Raw genomic sequence first — 22,797 nt, 5'->3', positions numbered from 1 at the left:
AGCAGGTGGAGTCCGGGAGGATTCGCCCCGGCGAATGGCTCGATAGGATGCCTGACGTGACCGTCAGCATCGTCAAGCGTCCCCCGCGCCGGCCCGCGCCGGTGATGCCTTCCGGTGAGGTGCTGCTCGATCCGCCGCCGGAGGTTCCGCCGCCGGCCGGCAAGGGTTGGACGCGGATGCTGATGGTTCTGCCGATGGGGGCCGGCGCCGCCGCCATGGGTCTGATGATGGGTGTCCAGCGCGGCGGCCCGCTGACGTATGTGGCCGGAGCGATGTACGGCGTCTCCATCCTCGGCATGATCGCGATGATGGCGACCAACACCTCCGGTCCGGGCAAGCGCGAGATGATCGAGTCCCGCCGGCAGTACCTGCGGCACCTCTCCCAGCTGCGCGCCCAGTTGCGCAACACGATCCGCCAGCAGCGCGAGGCGCTCTACTACCGCAATCCGGACCCGGCCACCCTGTGGACGTTCGCCGACAGCGGCCGCCTCTGGGAGCGCCGGCGCAACGACGCCGACTTCACCGTCGTACGGATCGCGGTCGGCGCGCAGGAGGTGGCGACCCGCCTGATCCCGCCGCAGACCCGCCCGGTCGACGAGCTGGAGCCGCTCTGCGCGATGGCGCTGCGCAAGTTCGTGAACACGTACTCGGTCGTGCCCGACCTCCCGGTCTCGGTCGCCCTGCGCGACTTCTCGCACATCTACCTGCGCGGCTCGGACGAGGGCGTGCAGGGTTTCTGCCGCGCGCTGACCGCCCAGATCGCCACCTTCCACGCCCCGGACGACCTGCGCGTCGGCGTCTGCGTGCCCGATCACCAGCGCGGCCGCTGGGAGTGGGCCAAGTGGCTGCCGCACGCCCAGCACCCGGACAAGACCGACGCGGTCGGCCCGGTCCGGCTGGTCGCGCCGAGCGTGCCCGCGCTCGAGGCGATGCTCGACGACGTGCTGGTCAACCGGCCGCGGTTCGACCCGATGGGCCCGGCCCCGGCCGGCCCGCACGTGATGGTGATCATCGACGGGGGTTCGACGGCCGGCTCCGACCACCTGATGACCGAGGGCGGGGTCTCCGGCGTCACCATCCTCGACCTGTCGGTGCCGCCGCCGCGGCTGCTCGACGACAGCTCGGTGGTCCTGGAGATCGCCGCCGACGGGACGATCACCGGCACGACGATGGACGGTTCGACCGAGGTCGGGCGGGCCGACATGCTCGGGCAGGCCGAGATCGAGGTGCTGGCGCGTGAGCTGGCGCCGCTGCGGCTCTCCGCGGCCACCTACGGCGACCAGCCGGCCATCTCGCAGGACATGGGGCTGGCCGAGCTGCTCGAGGTCGACGATCCGTACCAGATCGAGCTCGCCGACATGTGGGCGAACCGGCCGAACCGGGACCGGTTGCGCGTCCCGATCGGCATCGGCACCGACGGCCGTCCGGTCGAGCTCGACCTCAAGGAGTCCGCGCAGGACGGTATGGGCCCGCACGGCCTGCTGATCGGCGCCACCGGTTCCGGCAAGTCGGAGCTGCTGCGCACGCTCGTGGTCGCGCTGGCGATGACCCACGACCCCGAGATCCTCAACTTCGTGCTGGTCGACTACAAGGGCGGCGCGACGTTCGCCTCGCTCGACCGGCTCCCGCACACCGCCGCGATGATCACCAACCTGCAGGACGAGCAGTCGCTGGTCGACCGCATGCTCGGCGCGATCCAGGGCGAGCTGACCCGCCGGCAGGAGCTGCTGCGCAAGGCCGGCAACTACGCCTCGGCCCGGGACTATGAACGCGCCCGCGCGGCCGGGGTGCCGCTGGCCCCGCTGCCCAGCCTGATCCTGATCGTCGACGAGTTCTCCGAGCTGCTGGCCGACCGTCCGGACTTCATCGACATGTTCGTCCAGATCGGACGCGTCGGCCGGTCCCTCGGCATCCACCTGCTCCTCGCCTCGCAGAAGCTGGAGGAGGGCCGCCTGCGCGGGCTGGAGTCCCACCTGTCGTACCGGATCGGTCTGCGCACCTTCTCCTCGATGGAGAGCCGGGCCGTCCTCGGGGTGCCCGACGCCTACGAGCTGCCCCATCACCCGGGCCACGGCTATCTGCGGGCCGGCACCGACGGTCTGGTGCGGCTCAAGGCGGCGTACGTGTCCGGCGCCGTCCGCCGCGAGGGCATCGTCGCCGCCGGCAGCACCTCGGCGGGCAGCCCGATCCGCGAGTTCAGCACCTACTATGCCGCGCCCCTGCAGCAGGAACGCCCGGAACCCGAGACCACCGGCCAGGACCTGGAGGAGAAGGTTCAGGGCGACACCCTGATGGACGTCCTGGCCCGGCAGATGGAGGGCCGCGGCACCCCGGCCCACGAGGTGTGGCTGCCCCCGCTGGACAAGGCGCCCACGCTCGGCCAGATGCTGCCGCCGGTCATCTCCATGCCCGACCGCGGTCTGCAGGTCGACGCGGCCGAGCGTTTCGCCGGCCTGCACTCCCTGGTCGGCATCATCGACAAGCCGTTCGACCAGCGCCGCGACCCGATGTGGCTGGATCTCTCGGGCGCCGCCGGCAACCTGCTCGTGGTCGGCGGCGCACAATCCGGAAAATCAAACCTTCTGCGTACGTTGATAACCAGCCTTGCCCTCACCCACACCCCGCGTGAGGTGCAGTTCTACGGGCTGGACTTCGGTGGCGGCCCGCTGTCCGGCCTCACCGACCTGCCGCACGTCGGCGGTGTCGCCACCCGCCGCGACGTCGACCGGGTCCGGCGCACGATCGCCGAGGTGCACGGCCTGATGCGCGGCCGGGAGGACCTGTTCGCCCAGCAGAACGTGGAGGGCATGGCGGCGTACCGGCGGGCCAAGCAGCAGGGCCGCTACGCCGAGGACCCGTTCGGCGACGTCTTCCTGGTCATCGACGGCTGGTCCACGCTGCGGGCCGAGTTCGAGGACCTTGAGCCCACCGTGAACGAGCTGGCCAACCGCGGCCTCGGCTTCGGCATCCACGTGGTCGCCGCGACCAACCGCTGGATGGACGTCCGTCCGCAGATCCGCGACGTCTTCGGCACCCGCGTCGAACTGCGCCTGGGCGAACCGGCCGACTCGGTGATCAACCGCCGCGAGGCGGTCAACGTGCCCGACCAGTCACCCGGCCACGGCCTCACCCCGGAAGGCCACCACTTCCTCACCGCGCTGCCCCGCATCGACCGCGAACAACGCGCCGACGACCTCGCCGAAGCCGTCGCCGAACTGGTCAAACACTCCACCGAGCACTGGTCCGGGCCGCCCGCGCCGCGGGTCCGGCTGCTCCCGGCCGAGCTGCCGTTCGAGGCACTGCCCCCGGCCCGGGGCCCGGTCGTCCCGATCGGCATCGCCGAGAACGATCTGCAGCCGGTCTGGCTCGACTTCGACGCCGAACCGCACGCGCTGCTCTTCGGCGACATCGAGTCCGGCAAGAGCTCGTTCCTGCGCAGCCTGGCCAAGTCGATCGTGGCCGGCAACAGCCCGTCCGAGGCCCGCGTCCTCATGGTCGACCTGCGCCGCAGCCTGCTCGGCATCATCCCGAAGGAGAACACCATCGGGTACGGGACGTCCCACCAGGTCACCGCCGATCTGATCAACCAGGTCGCGGTCGCCATGCGGGAACGCCTCCCCGGCCCCGACGTCACCCCGGAGATGCTGGCCAACCGCAGCTGGTGGAAAGGCCCCCAGCTGTACGTCCTGGTCGACGACTACGACCTGGTCGCCGCCGCCGCGCAGAACCCGCTGCTGCCCCTGCTCGAATTCCTCCCGCAGGCCCGCGACATCGGCCTGCACCTGGTCATCACCCGTCGCATCGGCGGCGCCGCCCGCGCCATGTTCGACCCGGTCATCGGCCGCATCCGCGAACTCGCCTCCCCGGGCATCATGATGTCCGGCCCGCGCGAGGAAGGCCCGCTGTTCGGCAACATCAAACCCCAGACCCTGCCGCCGGGCCGCGCCTGGATGATCACCCGCCGCCACGGCGCCCGCCTGGTCCAACTCGCCTGGACCCCACCGGTCCGCTGACCCCCAAGATCAAATTCAAGATCTTCATTTCCTACGTCCGCCGTGGTCCAGACCGTCGCTCCCGCGGGGACCCTTCCGGGCTGAGCAGGGCGCTGGCGCGCCCAGAACGCTCAGCCCGCAAGGGCGACGTGGTCGGGTGGTCCCGCTCAGAGCAAACCCCGGTCAACGACCCCAAGCCACCACCCGACACCCCCGCCCCGCAGCCCACCCCCCACTTCGGTGCCAGTCCATCACTCGCCCCGCAACCCCCAGCCCACGCAGCCCCCAGCCGCGCCCCACCCACCAGCTGGCGCTCAGGGCTGTTCCCGGCCGGTCGAAACAACCCTGAGCACCAGCCGAGCCCGCGCCCCGCGCGGCAACCTCAGCCGGTGGGACGCTTGCGGTTTCCGGCTGGTGCTCAGGGTTGTTTCCGGGTGGTTGGGACAGCACTGAGTGCCAGCTGAGGGGAGGGGCGCTAGGAGAGTCGGCGCCGGGATCACGTCGCGGGTGTCGGCGGCGGGTGGGTCAGCGGCGGGGGAGACCTACGAACTGCTGTTCGGTCTGGGTCTGGCCGAGGAACAGGTAGCGGTCGGTGCCGTCGCCGATCAGGGCCAGCATGTCGTCGGCCATGAACTGCAGGAACTGGCTGCTGTGCGGGCGCAGCTTGAGCGCGGAGGCGGCCAGTGCGGCCTCGTCCCCGCCGAGGCGCTGGAGCAGGGCCAGCTGGGACTCCTGCAGTGCGGCGAGTCCGGGCCGGTCCAGCTGGCGCAGGATGGTCAACTGGGTTCGCCACGGGCCCAGCGGCGGTGTCGTGGCCGGCCCGGTCATGCCGAGGTCGTAGACCGCGAGCGTCGGCATCTGCGCGCTACCGGTCAGCGCGACCCCCTGATCACTGCTGTGGACGGTGAGCCGGTTGTACTGACCGGTGGCCCGTTCGCCGAAACCGGCCCACGCCCGCGGCTCGGTCGTCACCACGACGACCCGGGCGCCCAGCGCGAACGCCCGGAAGATCAGCAACTGGGCCGCCCACACCCCGCCGACCAGGGCGATACGCACCGGTTCGGGGGCGAACAGGTGCAGTGGCACGGGCGCGTGCTGCCGGTCGCGACCCAGGACCAGCCCGGCCCCGGCCGACGGCGCCACGGTGACCCGGCGCAGCGTCTTGCGGGAGATCGCGTGCCAGCCGATGTGCAGCGGCGACGTCTTCCCGGACGGGCCGGTGCGCGCCTCGTCGTCCACCTCGGACGGCTCGTCGGGCGGGGTGTCGTTCTCCAACGCCCGGGCGGCCTGCGCGGCGGCCAGGGCGCGACCCTGCGGCCCGGCCAGCGGCGCCGACGTGAGCTGCGGCGCGGCAAGTCCGCGACCGGTCGCGTCGGAGACCTGCTGCTGCCCGCCCTGCTGCAGCGGCGCCAAGCCCTGGACCGGCGCGGCCTGCGGAGCCACCTGAGCCGCCCCGGCCGGCCCCGCCGGAGCCGCACCGAACTGCCCCGCCTGAGCCGCCCCGGCCGGACCCGGCTGGGCCTGCCCGAATTGCGAGGGTTGCGCAGTGCCGAACTGCGGGGCTTGCGCAGCGCCGAACTGCGGGGATTGAGCGGGTTGTCCCGGTTGTGCCGCCCCGAACTGACCCGGCTGCGGCGCTTGCGGAAACGATGGCTGAGCCTGCGGATACTGAGCCTGCCCCGGCGGAACGGGCACCGACCCGGGCCCCGGCGAGAACTGCCCCGGAGGCGGAGGCAACTGCTGAGGCGGCCGCACCTGCGCCCGAGCCGAAGCCGCCGGCGGAAAAACCGGAGGCAGCTGCGGCTGATTCTCCTCAGCCGGCTCCTGCGGCCGCCAGGCGTCGTCGCGATCCGGCCGGCTCATCCCGCGCCACCTCCCGTAGGCGCCGTCGCATACGCGGCCGGCCCGTGCTCCCCGTCCAGCGGCTGCAGTTCGGCCCCGACCCGTCTCACACCTTCGACCAGCACCCGGTCGAGCGCGGCCAGGTCGGCGTCGGGCCGGGTGGCGAGCCGGATGAAGGCCCGCGCGGCCACCTCGTCCCCGTCGGGCGCCGCGTTCAGCACCAGGGCCACGTTGGTCTGGGCCGCCGGGGCCGTGGCCGCCCACGCGAACAGCGAGCCGATTTCGCCGGCCGAGGTCGGCCAGGTCTTCAACCAGTACGTCCGGTGGATCAGCCGGGCCGAGCGCCAGTGGGTCCAGTCCTCGTCGACCTGGGAGCCCTCGGCCAGCGATCCGGCCTCGACGTCGCAGGACCGGGCCAGGACCGCGATCAGCTCTTCCGCGTCCAGCACCCGGCAGGCGATGCCGATGCGGCGCAGGCTGGTCGCGACCTTGCGGCCCAGGCCGGCGACCAGGGCGGCGGCCGCTTCCAGGTCGGCGGTGTGGTCGTGCAGGGCTTCGGCCAGGACACGCGCGTCGACCCGGACGCTGATCGTCGATTCCCGGTGGGCGGGGACCGGTTCCGGGCTCAGCGACTCGACCAGCTGCCGGTACGACGACCCGGCGGGCGAGGACGCGTGCACGTCCGGGCTGGGTGCGGGCACGGTGTGCGTGACCAGTTCCAGCACCACGCCCGGCTGCTCGGTCGCGGCGAGCACGCTGACCAGCGCGTCCAGCGGGATCGGGGCGGCGTCGTGGTGCACCGGCGCGGTCGGGGTCAGCGCGACGACGCTGAACCAGCCGGCCTCGTCCTTGGCGACGCCGGCGCGGGCACCGTCCTGCGCGGCCATGTCGCGCACGGCCAGCCCGGGCGCGATGGTGCGGAGCGCGGCCAGCACCGGCCCGGCGCCGGTCTCCAGGGCCGCGGCCCGCCGGCGGGCGTGGCTGCGCGCGACCTGGCGGTGTTCCAGCCACCAGCGGCCGCGCTGCCGGGCGAAGAAGATCACGACGAGGGCCAGCCCGATCACGCCGGTGATCACGGCCGGGATCGGGCCCTGGACGGCGGCCGCGACGGTGGCCAGCACGGCCAGTTCGGCGACGACGATCTGGGTGAGGCTGACCGGGCCGAGCTGCCCGCGGCGGGGGATCGCCCGCACCCCGGCGTCGGCGGACGCGTCGGCCGGGCCGGGCGCGGCCACCGGCCGTTGGGCCACCCCACCGGGCTGCGGCCGTTGGGCGACCCCGCCGGGCTGCGGCCCACCCGAGGTGGGGGCCGGGACGCTGGCCCGGGCCTGGGTGCCGGCCCGGCGCAGGGGGGTGGCGGCCGCGGCGGCGTTCGCCTGCGGGGGCGCGCTCACCGGGGGTGGCGGCGGAAGCTGCTGCGGGGCGGGGGCGGCCGGTGGCGGCACGGCGGCGCCGTACGCCTGCCCCGGGTAGCCGTCACCTGGATTCACCGCGTCGCCTCCCCCGATAGAGAGCCCATTCTATGCGTCAGCGAATGGCCGTGAGCAGGTCGTCGAGGACCAGTGTGGTGAGGTCGTCCCGGCTGGGCATCCGGCCCAGCGACCGCAGCCGTCCGGACTGGGCCTTGCGCATGCCTTCGAGCAGCTTGCGGGCCTCACGGGCGTTACCGAAGTTCCGGTCCCGCTCGATCTGCGAGAAGTGCTCGTGGAGCGCGTCGGCCAGCCCCGGCGCGAACGCGTAGTCGTCGTTCTCGGCGATCCGCGTCGCGATCATGACCAGCTCGTCGGGACCGTAGTTCTCGAATTCGAGGGTCTTGGCGAACCGGGAGGCCAGACCGGAGTTCGCGTCCAGGAAGTCGAGCATCTCCTGGGTGTAGCCGGCGACGATCACGGCGACCTGGTCGCGGTGGTCCTCCATGAGCTTGACCAGGGTGTCGATCGCCTCCTGGCCGAAGTCGGCGCTGGCGCCACCGGCCCGGGCCAGCGTGTACGCCTCGTCGATGAACAGCACGCCGCCCATCGCCTCCTCGAACACCGCGCTGGCCTTCTCCGCGGTGTGACCGATGTACTGCCCGACCAGGTCGCGGCGCGAGACCTCACGGAACCGGCCGTTCGGCAGCACGCCGAGCGCCTTGAGCAACTGGCCGTAGACGCGGGCCACCGTCGTCTTACCGGTGCCGGGAGCGCCGGTGAAGATCAGGTGGTGGCTGGCCGCGCCGACCGACAGCCCGGCGTTGCGCCGCCACTCGTTGACCTGGATCTCGTCGATCAGGGCGCGGACCTCGTTCTTCACCCCGGCCAGGCCGATCATCGAGTCGAGCTCGGTGAGCAGCCGGTCGACCTCGACCGCGTCCTGCCCGTTGCCGGCCTCGGTGATCCCGGCCCGCGGCGCCGGGCCGCCCTCGGAGAGCGACACGGTGACCTGGGCGCGCGGGTCGACCGCGACCTTCGGCTCGGCCGTGCCCTCGATCCGGCACTGCTCGACCACTCCGGTGCAGCCCGGCCCGAACACGATGCCGGAGCCCGCGGTCTGGTGCACCCACGTCTCCCGGATCGTCGGGGAACTGCCGTTGGCCACCACGATGCCGGCGTCGCCGGTGCCGGAGACGTCACAGTGCTCGATCACCGGGCGACCGGACTGGTAGACGTAGACGCCCCGATAGCCGCACTCGGCGACCGTGGTGTTGCGGATCGCCGGGTCGGCGCCGAGCCGCACGATGATGCCGTCGTCGTTCACCCCGCGGACCTCGCACGACTCGACCGTGCCGCCGGAGTCCGAGAAGACCAGCCCGTTCTGCCCGCGCAGCACGCGGACCTCGGTGGCGTCCACGACGGACATGTCGGTGGCCTGCAGGCCCGCGCCGTATCCGGCGGAAAGACGAGTTTTCCGTACGGTCACCCGCGCGCTCGTCGCCGCGATCGCCGGATAGTCCCCGGACGTCAGGTCCAGCCCCTCGACGGTCACCTCGCCGCTGAGCACGGCCAGGGCCGGCCCTTCCAGCCCGGACGCGTCGACGACGACCGTGCCCTCCTCACCGGTGCCGCGCAGGGTGAGTCGCCGCCCGGCCAGCTCGATCCGCTCCCGGTAGGTCCCGGGGGCGATGGTGATGACGGCGTCGTCCGGAGCCACCTCGAGCGCGTCCCGGATCGTCGGATAGGTGCCGGGGACCGGCAGGGTGCTGGCCACGGATGCTCCTTATTGCGTGTAGGTGCGGTCGCGGACGCTGTAGGCGACCTTCTTCACGTCGTCGGCCGACGCGGCCGGCGCGGTCATCCGGAGGACGACCTCCCGGTTCAGCACCTCTTCGGCGGCGGTGCGCCAGAACCCGACGTAGACCAGCCCGAACTCCTGCTTGCCGCCGACCGCGGGGTTCTCCACCCAGGACTGCAGCGTCGTGCCGCCGGTCCACCGTAGACCCCAGGCCTCCTCGCGGGCGCGCAGGCCCACCCGGGCCTTGTCGTCGCAGACCGCGGCGCAGGCGCGCACGGTCAGGTCGCCGCCGACGGTGAGCTGACCGCCGCTGGACACGCCGCAGCGGTAGTGCACCGCGTCCGACGCCTTCTCGGCCATGGTGCAGGTCCAGCCCTCGGGCGCCAGGAAGCCGAAACCGAGACCGTCCAGCCCGGTGATCTCGGTGACGCCCGAGGTCTGCCCCTCGAAGGACGGCCAGGTGTTGTCCGGCCACTCGTCGGTCTCCGGCGCCAGGCCGGGCGCGGTCGGCGGGGTGCTGGGCAGCAGCAGCTGAGCGTCGGTGTAGGTGACCGGCGCGGCGCTGACCGCCGGCGCCGGCTCGTCGCCGCCGCCGGCCAGGGCGACCGCCGTCGCGCCTCCGGCGACGCCGACGAGCAGCGACACCAGGCCGACGATCAGCACCAGGAGGCGGCCTGGTTGCGGTGGGCGACCGATTTGCGCGTACGGCATGGGAGCCCCGGAAACCGGCACGGCCGAGACCGGGCGGTCGAAGGCCGGCAGCGCTGACGTCGGGCGCTCGGACAGCGGATGGCCGGACGCGGGTCGCGACGAGACCGGCACCGCGGACACCGGCTGGGCGGAAACGGTCACCGGCTCCAGGGGCCGGGTCGGCGGCTCGGCCTCGGTGACCGGGGCCGGCTCCGTCCGTACCCCATCGGGGTCTTGATCCTCGGTGTTGCCGAAGGCCGTGTCCACCGAGGTCAACACCTGGCCGAGCGCCCGGAAGATCTCGCCCGCGTCGTCGGCGCTGGCGACCCAGGGGCGCTCGCCGTCGTGATCCGCACCGGCCACCGGCAGATGATCGGTCTCGGACCGGGCGAGTGTCTCGGTGGCCGCCGCGAAGGCTCCCCGCCAGCGATCGTCGGCCGACGCCAGCTCGTTGAGCCGAGCGACCGTGACCGGCCGCCCCTGCGCGTCGGCACCGGACCAGACGTCACCGACCGTGCAGGTGGACAGCCGGTGCTCCAGGCGGTAAGGCCCAGCGGTGGACATCTTGTCTCCGTCTTCAGTTCGCGTCCCGGTGACGGGGGGTGAGTCACCGGGGATGTGCGAGCCTAGCGCGGTCGCTGCTGCCGGAACGCGCCCTTGCTCGGCCGCATGTTCTTCGGGATCGCGCCCTTCGGCATCTGCGGGCGGGCCATCAGCGCGGAAAGCCGCTTGTCCAGCGCGTTGACGTCCTTGCCGGTGAGGTTGCGGGGGAGCCGCAGCATCGTGGTGCGCAGCTTGCGCACCGGAAGCTGACCCTCCTCGGAACCGATCACGTAGTCGTAGAGCGGCGCGTTGCCGATCACCTTGGACAGGCGCTTGCGCTCCTGGCCGAGGAGGGCCTTGACCCGCTGCGGGCTGCCCTCGCCGAGCAGGATCACACCGGGCCGGCCGATCACCACGTGCACCATGTCGAACTGCGTGGTCGAGCTGGCCGCGGCCCGGACCCGCCAGTCACCCCGCATGTTCTCCATCAGCGAGGCGGCGGCGCCCGGCTGGCCCTCGGCCACGTTCATCATCGCGGTGTTCGACCGCAGATTCAGCACGATCAGCACGGCCAGCAGGGTGACCAGCACACCGACCGGGATCCAGAGCAGGCCCAGGTTCAATGCCGCGACCACGGTCAGCGCGACCGGGATCAGCACCGCCGCAGCAACCAGTGGGACGAACCACTTGTCCTGTTTCGCGGTGAAACTGAACACCTGGCCGATCTGCTTCAGGCGCTCGAAGAACGACACCTTCTCCTGGGGTTTTGCCATAGCCGGAAAGTGTAGTCAGCCTCAGGTACCTTACGGCGTCCCGGGCACCCGGGCGCGCCTCGGCAAGGCAGCGGCGGGCCCGGAGACGAGGCGGCGACCCCATGCCCGGGGGCCGCGTTCGCGCGAAGAGCCGACGACAACGACGACTCAAGGAGCGCGAGAAAATGGTTCCCGGCGAGCCGGTCCGTGCGCTCACCGGCCAGTGCCTGGAGCTGTGGGGAGCAGGTCCCGCAGCCCGCAGCCCGGGTCGGGGTCCGGTCCGGTGGGGTGGGTTCTTAGTTGCCGGGTGGGTGTGGGGAGTTGCGGAGCGGGGGCAAATGGCGGGGTCCGGCGCTCGGCGGGGTGGGGTGCGGGGGCGAAGGCTAATCCCGCCTGGTGGGTGCCCGATATGTGGGGCCGTCCAACAGCCTAAGGGAGCCGTCATGCACGACAAGTTCCGTTCGCCCCTTGGGGGCTGGTGATGGACAACGCCGTCGACATGGCTTATCGGGTGGTCGAGGCGTTGTTCGGGCCGGACTCCGGAATCCCCTGGTGGGCCTGGCTTGCGCCGATCGGATTGGTTTTGGCCAGACTCATGTATCCGGTGATGTTCCCCGAGGCCGCCGCGGCGGAGGCGGAGACGGATCGCCGGCTTGCCGAGTTCCGGAGGGAACGGGACGGCAAGGGCAAGGAGAAGGACAGCAAGGACAAGGGCAAGAAAGGCAAGAAGGGCAAGAAGTGAATTGCCGGCCGGAGGCCCGCAACCACCCCAGGCGCCGGACGACCTGGAGCGGTTACGGGCCTTACCCGTTTCCGGCGCAAGGCGTGAGGGCGCGCCGAGCGGGGTGACATGAAGCGTGAGGGTGCGGCGGCCGGGGTGAGGGCGCGGCGTCCGGGCATGGCCTGAGGCGCGGCGGTGAGGGCGGGCGGCGGCCGGGTGGACAGGCCGTGCCGGGCAGCCCGCGGGCGTCGGGATCAGCCGGGTGACGGCCGGCCGGAAACGCGGCGACCCCGGTCGCTGGGACCGGGGTCGGACGGTGGAGCAGCGGTAACCGCCGAGGTCAGCCCCGCGCGTCGAGGGCCTGGCGGTAGAGGCGCCCGGCCCGGTAGGAGGAGCGGACCAGCGGCCCGCTCATCACGCCGGCGAAGCCGATGGCTTCGGCTTCCTCGCGGAGGGAGACGAATTCTTCCGGCTTGACCCAGCGCTCGACCGGGTGGTGCCGCGGGGTCGGGCGAAGGTACTGCGTGATGGTGATCAGCTCGCAGCCGGCGGCGTGCAGGTCGCGCAGGGCGGCGGAGATCTCCGCGCGCTCCTCGCCCATGCCGAGGATCAGGTTGCTCTTGGTGACCAGGCCGGCCGAGCGGGCCTGGGTGATCACGTCGAGGGAGCGCTCGTAACGGAAACCGGGGCGGATGCGCTTGAAGATCCGCGGGACGGTCTCGACGTTGTGGGCGAGCACCTCGGGCGCCGCGCCGAAGACCTCGGCGAGCTGGGCCGGGTCGGCGTTGAAGTCGGGGATCAGCAGCTCGACGCCGCAGCCGGGCTGCAGTTTGTGGATCTGGCGGACGGTTTCCGCGTAGAGCCAGGCGCCGCCGTCGGGCAGGTCGTCGCGGGCCACCCCGGTGACTGTCGCGTAGCGCAGGCCCATGGTGGCGACGGACTCGCCGACGCGGCGGGGCTCGTCGGCGTCGAACTCGGCCGGCTTGCCGGTGTCGATCTGACAGAAGTCGCAGCGTCGGGTGCACTGATCGCCACCGATGAGGAAGGTGGCCTCGCGGTCTTCCCAGCATTCGTAGATGTTGGGGCAGCCGGCTTCCTGACAGACGGTGTGCAGGCCCTCCTTCTGGACCAGCCCGCGCATCTGGGTGTACTCAGGACCCATTTTCGCTTTGACCTTGATCCACGGCGGCTTCCGCTCGATGGGAGTTTCGGCGTTGCGCGCCTCGATGCGCAGCATGCGGCGGCCCTCGGGAGCAATAGTCACACCCCGAAGATACGCCCGCGACCGGCCGCCGCGACGGATGGGCGACGAGGCTCACGTGACGTTCCGTGTGACCGCTGTCACGAAATCGAACCCATCATGAAATGCAGCGCGGAAAACCCGTTGAACAGATGTCGAGGACGCGATTAACGTTCCGGGCCACGGCAGTGATGGGACCGAGTAGCGCTCCGATCCGCCGGCCGAGAGAGCCACCGGCCGCGCCCGAGCCGGCCGGGAGACCGGCCCCGGGACGCGGCGGCTGTGAGGGTGGCCCGTGCGCCGGGGCGCGAAGACACCCCGGAGCCGAGCAGTGCAAGAGGCGCCCTGACGGGGCGCGAAGGTGCGGTGGTACCGCGAGGATCCCGCTCGCCCGCACCTCCCTGGGGCCGCGTTGCAGCAACCCGAGGAGGTACGAAGCCGTGCAACGCATCCTCTCCACCGAACTGGCCGCCCACCCGTACGAGAAGGTGCTCGTCGAGGGTTGGGTCCATCGCGTCCGCCGGCTGAAGGCGGTCACTTTCCTGATCGTCCGGGACGCCGCCGGCCTGGCCCAGGTCGTGCTCGACGAGCCCGGCGAGCTGACCGAGGAGAGCGTGGTCTCGGTCGTCGCCACGGTCACCCCGAACGCGCAGGCGCCGAACGGGGTGGAGCTGACCGGGCCGGTCGTCCGCGTGCACTCCGCAGTGGACGTACGTCTGCCGTTCGATCTGCATCGACCGGCGCTGACCGCGAGTCTGCCCACCCAGCTGGACCACGCCGCTCTCGCTCTTCGGCATCCGGCCCGCCGGGCCGTGTTGCGGATCTCGGCCGCCGCCACCGCCGGTTTCCGCAAAGCCCTGGAAGCGCAGCGGTTCGTCGAGGTCCAGACGCCGAAGATCGTCGGGTCGGCCACCGAGTCCGGCGCGGACGTCTTCGAGCTGGACTACTTCGGTCGGCCCGCCTATCTGGCCCAGTCGCCGCAGTTCTACAAGCAGATGATGGTCGGCGTCTTCGAGCGGGTCTTCGAGGTCGGGCCGGTGTTCCGCGCGGAGAACAGCGACACCGCGCGGCATCTCACGCAGTACACGTCGCTCGACGCCGAGATGGGTTTCATCACCGACCACCGCGACGTGATGGCGACGCTGACCAGGACACTGGCCGGGATGTTCACGGAGATCACCGGGCGGACCGGGGCGGAGACGCCGCAGGTGCCGGCCGAGATCCCGGCGGTGCACTTCACCGAGGCGCTGCGGATCGCCGGGGCGCCGGCCGACGAGCCCGACCTGGCGCCGGCGCACGAGCGGGCGCTGGGGGAGTGGGCGCGGCGCGAGCACGGTTCCGAGTTCGTCTACGTGACCGGCTATCCGATGCGCAAACGGCCGTTCTACACACACCCGGACCCGGCCCGACCCTCGTACTCGAATGGATTTGACCTGCTCTTCCGGGGTTTGGAGATCGTCACGGGAGGTCAGCGGCTGCATCGGCACGCCGACTACGTGGCCGCGCTGAGCGCCGCCGGCGAACCGATCTCCGCATATAACGGCTATTTAGCCGCTTTCCGGTACGGGATGCCGCCGCACGGCGGTTGGGCGATCGGCCTGGAGCGCCTGGTGGCCCGGCTGACCGGCGCCGCCAACGTCCGTGAGGTCACGGCGTTTCCCCGCGACCCGCACCGGGTGGCGCCGTAGCCGTAGGTTGTCCAGGTGCTGATCGACCTGGACGTGGTCCCCGCCCCGGTGCCGCCCGGCGAGAAGTGGCGTCCGTGGTGGGGCCGGGTGGCCGTCGCCGTCGTGCCGCTGCTGCTGCTCGGCGGTGGTGCCGCGGGCGCCCGTCCGATGGTGTTCGAGCAGGTCGCGGACTCGGGTGGGCGTCCGGCGGCGGCCATCCTGCTCGACGAGCGGGCGCTGTACTCCGTGCAGGAGGCCGCGGACGGTGACGGCGTCGAGGTCGCGGCCCGGCCGCTGGTCGAGGGCGGCCCGTCCTGGCAGTTCCGGGCCGGGCTGAGCACGAACGGCAGCGTGAAGCTGTCCCGGGCCGGAACCGGTCTGGTGGTGAGCGACGATCAGACCGTCAAGATCGTCGACGCGGCCACCGGGAAGGACCGCTGGCAGCTGGACGCGGGTGCCGCGCTGATCCAGGGCGATCAGGTGGTGATCCGCGGGGACGGCGTCGTGAAGCTGGCCGACCTGGGGACGGGCCGGATCCGGTGGTCGCAGCCGGGCGAAGCACTGTCGGCGAACTTCGACCCGAGCGGGCGCTACCTGTTCACGGTGGACGTGGTCGGGAGCCTGATCGCGCAGGTGCGGTCGGTCGCGGACGGGCGCCTGCTGGCCACCCACCCCCTGCCCGGTAAAGGGGTGAGCATCGTCCAGTCACCGATCGTCGGCGACCGGGTGTACCTGTTCGGCCAGTCCGACGTCACCGTGCTGCGGCTCGGCGACCTGACCGCGCTCTGGACCGCCCCGGCCGACGTGCTGAGCCCGGCGAGCATCGTGGCCTGCGGAAAGCTGGACTGTGTCAGCGGTGAGCAGGGGACCAGCGCGCTCGACCCGGCCACCGGCGAACTGCGCTGGACCGCGCCGAACTGGCTCGGTTACTCCGGCGGGATCGTCCGGCGGGTCGACGGGCACATCGTCCTGGCCGACCCGGCGACCGGGCACGTGATCCGCGATCTCGGCCGGGGCGAAGCCGCCGGTGATCTGATGCTGCGCGCCGCCGGGGACCGGACGCAGGTCACCGACCTGCGCACCGGTCACGTCTACGGCATGCTGGACGGCGTGACACCGTTCGGCTGTGTGCGGGCCGGGGAGTTCCTGGCCTGCCGTAAGGCCGGCGGCACCACGGTCTGGCGCGTGCCCACCGCGGAGACTAGAACAGCGTCGTGAGGTGCCGCTCGACGACGGGCATGACCTCGGCGATCGTCACCGGGCGGCCCAGCTCGGCGCTGAGCGAGGTCACCCCGGCGTCCCGGATCCCGCACGGGATGAACCGGTCGAACGCCGACAGGTCGCAGTCGCAGTTGAGCGCGAACCCGTGCAGGGTCACGCCGCGTGCGACCCGGATCCCGATCTGGGCGATCTTGCGGTCGAGGCCGCCGTCGGTGGCCCGGACCCAGGCGCCGCTGCGGCCCTCGACGCGCTCGGTGGCCACGCCGAACTCGGCGCAGACGTCGATGAGCATCTGCTCGACCCGGCGTACGTAAGCGACGACGTCGACGGGCTCGGGCAGCTTGAGAATCGGGTACCCCACCAGCTGGCCCGGACCGTGCCAGGTGATCTTGCCACCGCGGTCGACGTCGACGACGGGGGTGCCGTCCCACGGACGGTCGGCCGGCTCGGTGCGCTTGCCGGCGGTGAAGACGCTCGGGTGTTCCAGCAGGAGGATCGTGTCCGGACGGGTGCCGTCGGCCACGTCCTCGTGCAGGCGCTTCTGCTCGTCCCAGGCGTCGCGGTAATCGACCAGGCCGGGGCGCAGAACGGTGAGTACGGAGGCTGTCACGTCGGCCAGCGTAACTCCGTACTCACCAGTACTCAGCGATCCACCGGGTCCGTGCCGCGACGGATGCGCCACACCAGCACGCCACCCACCTCCTCGGGCTCACCGAGCAGTTCCCGGGCGGCGGCCTCGACCGCCGGCTGGTTCAGCGTCTGGTGGTCCGAGCCGGTGATCTGCGGTGCCAGGAAGACCGCGTCGAGCCCCCAGTACTGGAAGTCGGCGCGGGCCTGGGCGCGGTCGGCGTTGGTGAGGCGGGGGATGTAGCCGTACCAGGCGGCCCGCAGGAACAGCCAGTCGGTCGCCAGCGGCGGCGCGCCGATCCGGCCGACCTGCTTCTTGCCCTCTTCGCCGGTGGTCTGCGGTCCGAGGAAGTAGCCGTCCGGAATGCTGAACGGCTGCCCGCCCCGGGCCATCGTGTACGCCTGCCAGCGCTGCCCGTCCGCGGTCACGTTCATCGCGAACGGCAGCGCGGTGATCCCACCGCCCTCGGGCACGTACTTCTTCCACAGGCCGTCGGCGATGAACGCCGGCTCGGGGGCGCGGTACTGGATCCGGACCGGCAGGGGGACGATCGGCAGCAGGCTGACCACGACCGCCGAGGCCAGCGCCGTGTTCAGCAGCCCGCTGGACGGGCGCCGGCTGAGCACCTGGTCGATCATCAGCGCCAGCAGGATGCCGAAGACACCGACCACGCCCAGCGCGAAGCGGATCGGCAGCGCGGAGTCGAAGAGCGGGAAGTGCATCAGAACCGAGTACGGCAGCGGGACGTGGCTGTACTCGTGCTTGTTCACGTTCAGCCGGGGGCCGAGCGAGAGCAGGAAGAAGAACACGCCGACCACGGCCACGGCGCGCAGCGTCGCCCGGCGGCCCGGATCCGACCGGCGCCAGACCAGCACGAACCCGACGATGATCAGGAGCACCAGCGGCACGCCGAAGAACGACGTCTCCTCGGTCCGGTTCGGCGCCAGATCGGCGTGCCAGCCGAAGAACCCGGCCAGCGAGCGGCTCGGGAACGACAGGTAGGCCGCGGCGTCCTCGACGAAGTAACGCTGGTTGAAGCCGGTGCCGGAGAATGTCTGCGGACCGGCGAAGTGCATGTACAGCGGGTACGCCAGCAGCGACCCGGCGACCACGGCGGTCACGCCGAGCGCACGCGCGACGGTCGGCAGCGCCTCCCGCGCCTGCTGACGCACCGGCCGGGCGATCGACCACACGACGATGAAGACGCCGCTGGCCAGGGCCGTGAAGAACAGGCCCTCGGCGGCGATCGAGAAGCCGACCGCGAGCAGCACCCCGAGCACGATGCCGTTGCGCAGCCAGCGACCCGGCTCGCGCAGCTTCAGCACCTGCCAGACCACGACCGGGGCGACCCAGCCGGCGGTCCAGTTCAGGTGCCCGTTGGCGTGCGAGATGAAGCCGGGCGCGAAGCCGCAGAACAGGCCGGCGACCGCGGCCGCGATCGAGTTCTTGACCAGCCAGCGGCGCAGGAACAGGTACCACGCGAAGGCGGAACCGGCCAGGTTCAGCGTGAGCACGGTCACGAAGCTGACCTGCGGGCCGGCGAAGTGGGTCAGCGGCGTGAAGAGCACCGTGTAGACGGTGATCGACGTGTTGGCGGCCAGGTTCACGCCCAGCGGGGCGTTCAGCAGGTGGGTGAAGAACGGGTCCGATCCCTGGGTGACGGTGTAGTACCCGTACCCCATCAGCCATTCGAAGAAGGCCTGATCACCGACGTTGTCGGAGAGCACGTGGGTGTACGGGTCACGCCAGAGGCCACTCGTGACGTACACCGCGAACGAGATCGCCACGACGGCGAAACTCAGGTGCACGGGCCACTCGCGTGCCTTCTCGGTGGGCACGCTCGTGGACTCGGAGGGGGGATCGGCGGAGGCGGCGGGGGCGGGGGCGGCGACGGACATCACGCGCAGGTTAGCAGCGCGAGCCACGGATCAGTGAGTGATCGCCGGTTGCGGTTGCAGAGCGGCGGCCAGCGCGGACTCGATGTCCGGATACCTCCAGGAGAACCCGGCATTGCGTAGTACGCCGGGAATCACCCGCTGACTCCGTTGTGCCTCCCCGGCCAACTCGCCCAGCACCAGATCGAGCACCGGACCGGGCACGCTGAGCAACGCCGGGCGACGCAGCCGGCGGGCCAGCGCCCGGGTGAAATCGAGATTCGTGCACTGCGCGGCCGAGACCAGATTGACCGGGCCGGCCACGTCCTCGCGCTCCAGCAGGAACTCGGCCGCGCCCAGCCAGTCGGCCAGCGCGATCCAGGCCATCCACTGCCGGCCGCCGCCGATCCGGGCCCCGCCGCCCAGCTTGAAGACCGGCAGGAGCGGTTTCAGCAGCGATCCCTGCCGGTCCAGCACCGGCGCGGTGCGCAGCAGCACGACGCGGACACCGGCGTCCTCGGCCGGGCGGGCGGCGGCCTCCCAGACCCGGCAGAGATCGGCCAGGAACGTCGTACCGGCCGGGGACTCCTCGCCCGCCTCGCGGTTGCCGGTGTCGCCGTACCACCCGACCGCCGACGACTGCAGCAGCGTGCGCGGGCGATCGCCCTCGGGCAGCTTGGCCAGGGCCCGGGCGATCGTGTCGGTGGTGTCCAACCGGCTGGTCCGCAACGTGTTCTTGTAGGCCGTGGTCCAGCGGCGACCGCCGACGTTGGCCCCGGACAGGTTGATCACCGCATCCGCGCCGGCCAGCGCCGCCGGTTCCAGCCGCCCCTGCCCCGGGGTCCAGGTGATCTCCGACGAGCCGGCGGCCGGTCGTCGCACCAGCCGAACCACGTCGTGGCCGCTCCGGCGCAACCTGTCGGCGAGCCGGGCACCCAGGAAGCCGGACGCGCCGGCCATGACGATCCGCATGACTTCGATTCTTGCCCGGAGATCATTCAAACCAAAACAAAAAACCGGTTGCGCGTACGGCGTACGCGCAACCGGTCTTCCTGAATGTGGATCAGAGACCGAGGTCGGCCTCGAAGTGCCCGCCCTCGAGACGCTCCTTGAGCGTGCCCAGGAAGCGGGCCGCGTCGGCACCGTCCACGATCCGGTGGTCGTAGCTCAGCGCCAGGTAGACCATGGACCGCGGCACGATGATCTCGCCCAGCTCGGGGTCGTTCACGATCACCGGGCGCTTGACGACCGCGCCGAGACCGAGGATGCCGACCTGCGGCTGGTTGATGATCGGCGTGTCGAAGAGCGCGCCCCGGCTGCCGGTGTTGGTCAGCGTGAACGTGCCACCACCGAGCTCGTCCGGCCCGATCTTGTTGTTGCGGGTGCGGTCGGCGACGTCCGCGATCCGCTTGGCCAGACCGGCCAGGTTCAGGTCACCGGCGTCCTTGATGACCGGGACGACCAGGCCCTTCGGCGCGTCCACGGCGATACCCAGGTGCTCGGAGCCGTGGTAGGTGACCGTGCCCGCCTCGACGTCGATCGAGGAGTTGACCACCGGGTGCTGCTGCAGCGCCTCGACCGTGGCCAGGGCGAAGAACGGCAGGAAGGTCAGCTTCACGCCGTGCTTGGCCTGGAAGTCGGCCTTCGCCTTGTTCCGCAGCTGCGCGATCTTGGTGACGTCCACCTCGACGACGGTGGTGAGCTGCGCCGAGATCTGCAGCGACTCGACCATGCGCCGGGCGATGGTGGCCCGGATACGGGTCAGCTTCTCGGTGCGGCCCCGCAGCGGGCTCGGCTCCGGCTTGGCCTTGGCGGCGGGCGCCTCGGCGGCCGGGGCGGCAGCGGCGGCGGCCGGAGCCGGAGCGGCCTTGGCCGCGGCGGCCTTCTCGGCGGCGTCGATCACGTCCTGCTTGCGGATCCGGCCTCCGACGCCGGTCCCCGTCAGCGAGGACAGGTCCACGCCCTTCTCCGCCGCCAGCTTGCGCACCAGCGGGGTCACGTAACCGGCGTCGCCGGCGCCGTTCGCCTTGACCGTCTCGGCGGCCGGCGCGGCCGGCTGCGCGGGAGCGGGCGCCGGAGCGGCCGGCGCGGGGGCCGGAGCCGGCTTCGACTCGATGACCGGGGCCGGCGTGGGCTCCGGCTTCGGCTCGGGCTTGGGCTCGGGCTTGGCCTGCTGCGGCGCCGGCGCCGGGGCGGCCGGAGCCGCGGCCGGTGCGGCCGACGCGGAGCCGACGACGGCCAGGACGCCGCCGACCTCGGCGGTCTCGTCCTCGCCGACCCGGATCTCCAGCAGCGTTCCGGCCACCGGCGACGGGATCTCGGTGTCCACCTTGTCGGTGGAGACCTCGACCAGCGGCTCGTCGACCTCGACGGAGTCACCGACGGCCTTGAGCCAGCGGGTGACGGTGCCCTCGGTGACGCTCTCGCCGAGAGCCGGCAGCTTCACCTCGGTGCCCTCGGCCGAACCACCCGACGCCTGAGGCGCGGGGGCCTCGGCCTCGACCGGCTTCTCGGTCGACGGCTCGACCGGCGCGGCCGGCTCGGGCTCGGCCTGGGCCTCCTGCTGCGGGGCGGGAGCCGCGGAACCCGCGTCGTCGCCCTCGTCGCCGATCACGGCCAGCTCGCTGCCGACCTCCGCGGTCTCGTCCTCAGCGACCACGATCCGGGTGAGCACACCCGCGGCGGGCGACGGGATCTCCGTGTCGACCTTGTCGGTGGAGACCTCGAGCAGCGGCTCGTCGACCTCGACGCGCTCGCCCTCCTGCTTGAGCCAACGCGTGACGGTGCCCTCGGTGACACTCTCGCCCAGCCGCGGCATGGTTACCGATGTCGGCATTTTTCCCCAAACTCCTTAACGCAAATGAGGCTTGTTCACGTGGCCTCAGTGAACGCGATCGAAATCGAATCAGCTGTGCGCGTGCAGGGGCTTGCCCGCGAGCGCGAGGAAGGCCTCGCCCAGCGCCTCGTTCTGCGTCGGGTGGGCGTGGATGAGCTGGGCGACCTCCTCCGGGAAGGCCTCCCAGTTGTAGATCAGCTGAGCTTCGCCGACCTGCTCGCCCATGCGGGCGCCGACCATGTGGACGCCGACCACGGGGCCGTCCTCCACCCGGACCAGCTTGACGAAGCCGGCGGTCTTGAGGATCTGGCTCTTGCCGTTGCCGCCGAGGTTGTAGTTGTACGACGTGACCTTGTCGGCGCCGTACTTCTCCTTGGCCTTGGCCTCGGTCAGACCGACCGACGCGACCTCGGGGTCGGAGTAGGTGACCCGCGGGATGCCGGCCTCGTCGATGACCGCCGGGTTCTTGCCCGCGATCTCCTCGGCCACGAAGATGCCCTGCGCGAAGCCGCGGTGCGCGAGCTGCAGGCCGGGCACGATGTCGCCGACGGCGTAGATGTTGCCGACCCCGGTGTGCAGGCGCTCGTTGGTGATCACGAAGCCGCGGTCCAGGGTGATGCCCTGCTCCTCGTACCCCAGGTTGGCGGTGGTCGGCCCACGGCCGACCGCGACCAGCAGGACCTCGGCCTCGAGGGTCTCACCGCCGGCGATGGTGACCTTGACACCGTCCGAGGTCTTCTCGACCTTCTCGAACGGCTTGCCGACCTTGAAGTTGATCTTCCGCTTCCGGAAGGCGCGCTCGACCTGCTTCGAGACGTCCTCGTCCTCGGCGGCGACCAGCCGGGGGAGGGCCTCGATGATGGTCACGTCGGCGCCGAACGACTTCCACACGCTGGCGAACTCGACGCCGATCACGCCGCCGCCCAGCACGATCGCCGAGGACGGGACCCGGTCCAGCTTCAGCGCGTGCTCGCTGGCCAGCACCCGGGTGCCGTCGACCTCCAGGCCCGGCAGCGACCGCGAGTACGAGCCGGTGGCCAGGATGACGTTGCGGCCGGTGTAGCGCTGCCCGTCGACCTCGACGGTGTCCTTGCTCACCAGCTTGCCGGCGCCGGCCACCACGGTGATGTTCTTGTTGTGGGTCAGCAGGCCCTGCAGGCCCTTGTACAGCCGGCCGACCACGCCGTCCTTGTACGTGTTGACCCCGGCCATGTCGATGCCGACCAGGTCGGCCTTGATGCCGAACTGCTCGCTCTCGCGGGTCTGGTCGGCGATCTCGGCCGCGTGCAGGAGCGCCTTGGTCGGGACGCAGCCGCGGTGCAGGCAGGTGCCGCCCAGCTCGGCCTTGTCGATCAGCGCTACGGAGAGGTCCAGTTCGGCGGCGCGCAGCGCGGCCGCGTAGCCGCCGCTGCCCGCGCCGAGAATGACGATGTCGAAGGTTCCGCCGTTCGGCTGGCTCACGTTGACTCCAGTAGTCGAGTCGTCGCCATGTGGGTCACACAATGGAAACGGTCACAGTCCCGTCTCGGACATCTTGTCACTTGGAGACCCGCTCAATGCAGCCAGGTGCCCCAAGACACG

At 71.6% G+C, this 22,797-nt stretch carries 15 protein-coding genes; 4 read left to right on the top strand and 11 right to left on the bottom strand.

Annotated features, from left to right (window positions below; translation table 11 throughout):
• Positions 1 to 56: 56 nt before the first annotated feature.
• Positions 57 to 4,013: a type VII secretion protein EccCa gene (gene eccCa / locus ACSHV8_RS33275; protein WP_436522270.1), complete on the top strand. Its 3,957-nt coding sequence runs from the start codon at positions 57 to 59 to the stop codon at positions 4,011 to 4,013.
• Positions 4,014 to 4,517: 504 nt separating this feature from the next.
• On the opposite strand, the gene ACSHV8_RS33270 is transcribed toward eccCa, so the two are convergent.
• The 5 genes from ACSHV8_RS33270 to ACSHV8_RS33250 form a co-directional block, all read right to left on the bottom strand.
• Positions 4,518 to 5,435, bottom strand: a complete 918-nt coding sequence (locus ACSHV8_RS33270) for a hypothetical protein (protein ID WP_436522268.1) — start codon at positions 5,433 to 5,435, stop codon at positions 4,518 to 4,520.
• A gap of 416 nt (positions 5,436 to 5,851) precedes the next feature.
• Positions 5,852 to 7,324 (bottom strand): type VII secretion protein EccE, encoded by a 1,473-nt coding sequence (locus tag ACSHV8_RS33265; protein ID WP_436522266.1) that lies wholly within the window; start codon positions 7,322 to 7,324, stop codon positions 5,852 to 5,854.
• Positions 7,325 to 7,361: 37 nt separating this feature from the next.
• Entirely contained in the window at positions 7,362 to 9,020 is a 1,659-nt protein-coding gene (locus ACSHV8_RS33260) for a right-handed parallel beta-helix repeat-containing protein (RefSeq protein WP_436522264.1), read from the bottom strand.
• Positions 9,021 to 9,029: 9 nt separating this feature from the next.
• Positions 9,030 to 10,298, bottom strand: coding sequence for a hypothetical protein (locus ACSHV8_RS33255; protein WP_436522262.1), 1,269 nt, complete (start codon positions 10,296 to 10,298; stop codon positions 9,030 to 9,032).
• A gap of 62 nt (positions 10,299 to 10,360) precedes the next feature.
• Positions 10,361 to 11,050 (bottom strand): DUF4191 domain-containing protein, encoded by a 690-nt coding sequence (locus ACSHV8_RS33250; protein WP_436522260.1) that lies wholly within the window; start codon positions 11,048 to 11,050, stop codon positions 10,361 to 10,363.
• A 460-nt stretch (positions 11,051 to 11,510) separates the two neighbouring features.
• Between ACSHV8_RS33250 and ACSHV8_RS33245 the strand changes: the two genes are divergently transcribed.
• Positions 11,511 to 11,771 carry a hypothetical protein gene (locus ACSHV8_RS33245; protein WP_436522258.1) on the top strand — a complete coding sequence of 87 codons (261 nt, stop codon included), beginning with the start codon at positions 11,511 to 11,513 and terminating at the stop codon, positions 11,769 to 11,771.
• Between the two features lie 319 nt (positions 11,772 to 12,090).
• On the opposite strand, the gene lipA is transcribed toward ACSHV8_RS33245, so the two are convergent.
• A complete protein-coding gene (lipA, locus tag ACSHV8_RS33240; protein WP_436537016.1) occupies positions 12,091 to 12,987 on the bottom strand; it encodes a lipoyl synthase in 897 nt (298 codons plus the stop codon).
• A 443-nt stretch (positions 12,988 to 13,430) separates the two neighbouring features.
• On the opposite strand from lipA, the gene aspS reads away from it, so the two are divergent.
• Both aspS and ACSHV8_RS33230 read left to right on the top strand, forming a co-directional pair.
• Positions 13,431 to 14,678, top strand: coding sequence for an aspartate--tRNA(Asn) ligase (gene aspS, locus ACSHV8_RS33235; protein ID WP_436522256.1), 1,248 nt, complete (start codon positions 13,431 to 13,433; stop codon positions 14,676 to 14,678).
• 15 nt (positions 14,679 to 14,693) lie between these two features.
• A complete protein-coding gene (locus ACSHV8_RS33230) occupies positions 14,694 to 15,875 on the top strand; it encodes an outer membrane protein assembly factor BamB family protein (RefSeq protein WP_436522254.1) in 1,182 nt (393 codons plus the stop codon).
• On the opposite strand, the gene lipB is transcribed toward ACSHV8_RS33230, so the two are convergent.
• The 5 genes from lipB to lpdA form a co-directional block, all read right to left on the bottom strand.
• Positions 15,859 to 16,488 (bottom strand): lipoyl(octanoyl) transferase LipB, encoded by a 630-nt coding sequence (gene lipB / locus ACSHV8_RS33225; RefSeq protein ID WP_436522252.1) that lies wholly within the window; start codon positions 16,486 to 16,488, stop codon positions 15,859 to 15,861. The genes ACSHV8_RS33230 and lipB overlap by 17 nt on opposite strands.
• A gap of 32 nt (positions 16,489 to 16,520) precedes the next feature.
• On the bottom strand, positions 16,521 to 18,404 hold the full coding sequence (locus ACSHV8_RS33220; protein ID WP_436522250.1) for a DUF2079 domain-containing protein: 1,884 nt from the start codon (positions 18,402 to 18,404) through the stop codon (positions 16,521 to 16,523).
• A 30-nt stretch (positions 18,405 to 18,434) separates the two neighbouring features.
• Complete coding sequence (locus ACSHV8_RS33215; protein WP_436522248.1) at positions 18,435 to 19,352, bottom strand: TIGR01777 family oxidoreductase; 918 nt, start codon at positions 19,350 to 19,352, stop codon at positions 18,435 to 18,437.
• A gap of 91 nt (positions 19,353 to 19,443) precedes the next feature.
• Complete coding sequence (gene sucB, locus ACSHV8_RS33210; protein WP_436522246.1) at positions 19,444 to 21,216, bottom strand: 2-oxoglutarate dehydrogenase, E2 component, dihydrolipoamide succinyltransferase; 1,773 nt, start codon at positions 21,214 to 21,216, stop codon at positions 19,444 to 19,446.
• Positions 21,217 to 21,285: 69 nt separating this feature from the next.
• Entirely contained in the window at positions 21,286 to 22,677 is a 1,392-nt protein-coding gene (gene lpdA, locus ACSHV8_RS33205; protein ID WP_436522244.1) for a dihydrolipoyl dehydrogenase, read from the bottom strand.
• Positions 22,678 to 22,797 lie beyond the last annotated feature (120 nt).

This window comes from Actinoplanes sp. HUAS TT8, assembly GCF_051380535.1.
In the GTDB taxonomy this organism is placed as follows: Bacteria; Actinomycetota; Actinomycetes; order Mycobacteriales; family Micromonosporaceae; genus Actinoplanes.
Note: the sequence above shows the minus strand (reverse complement) of the source record. Positions and strands in the feature narration are given on the sequence as shown.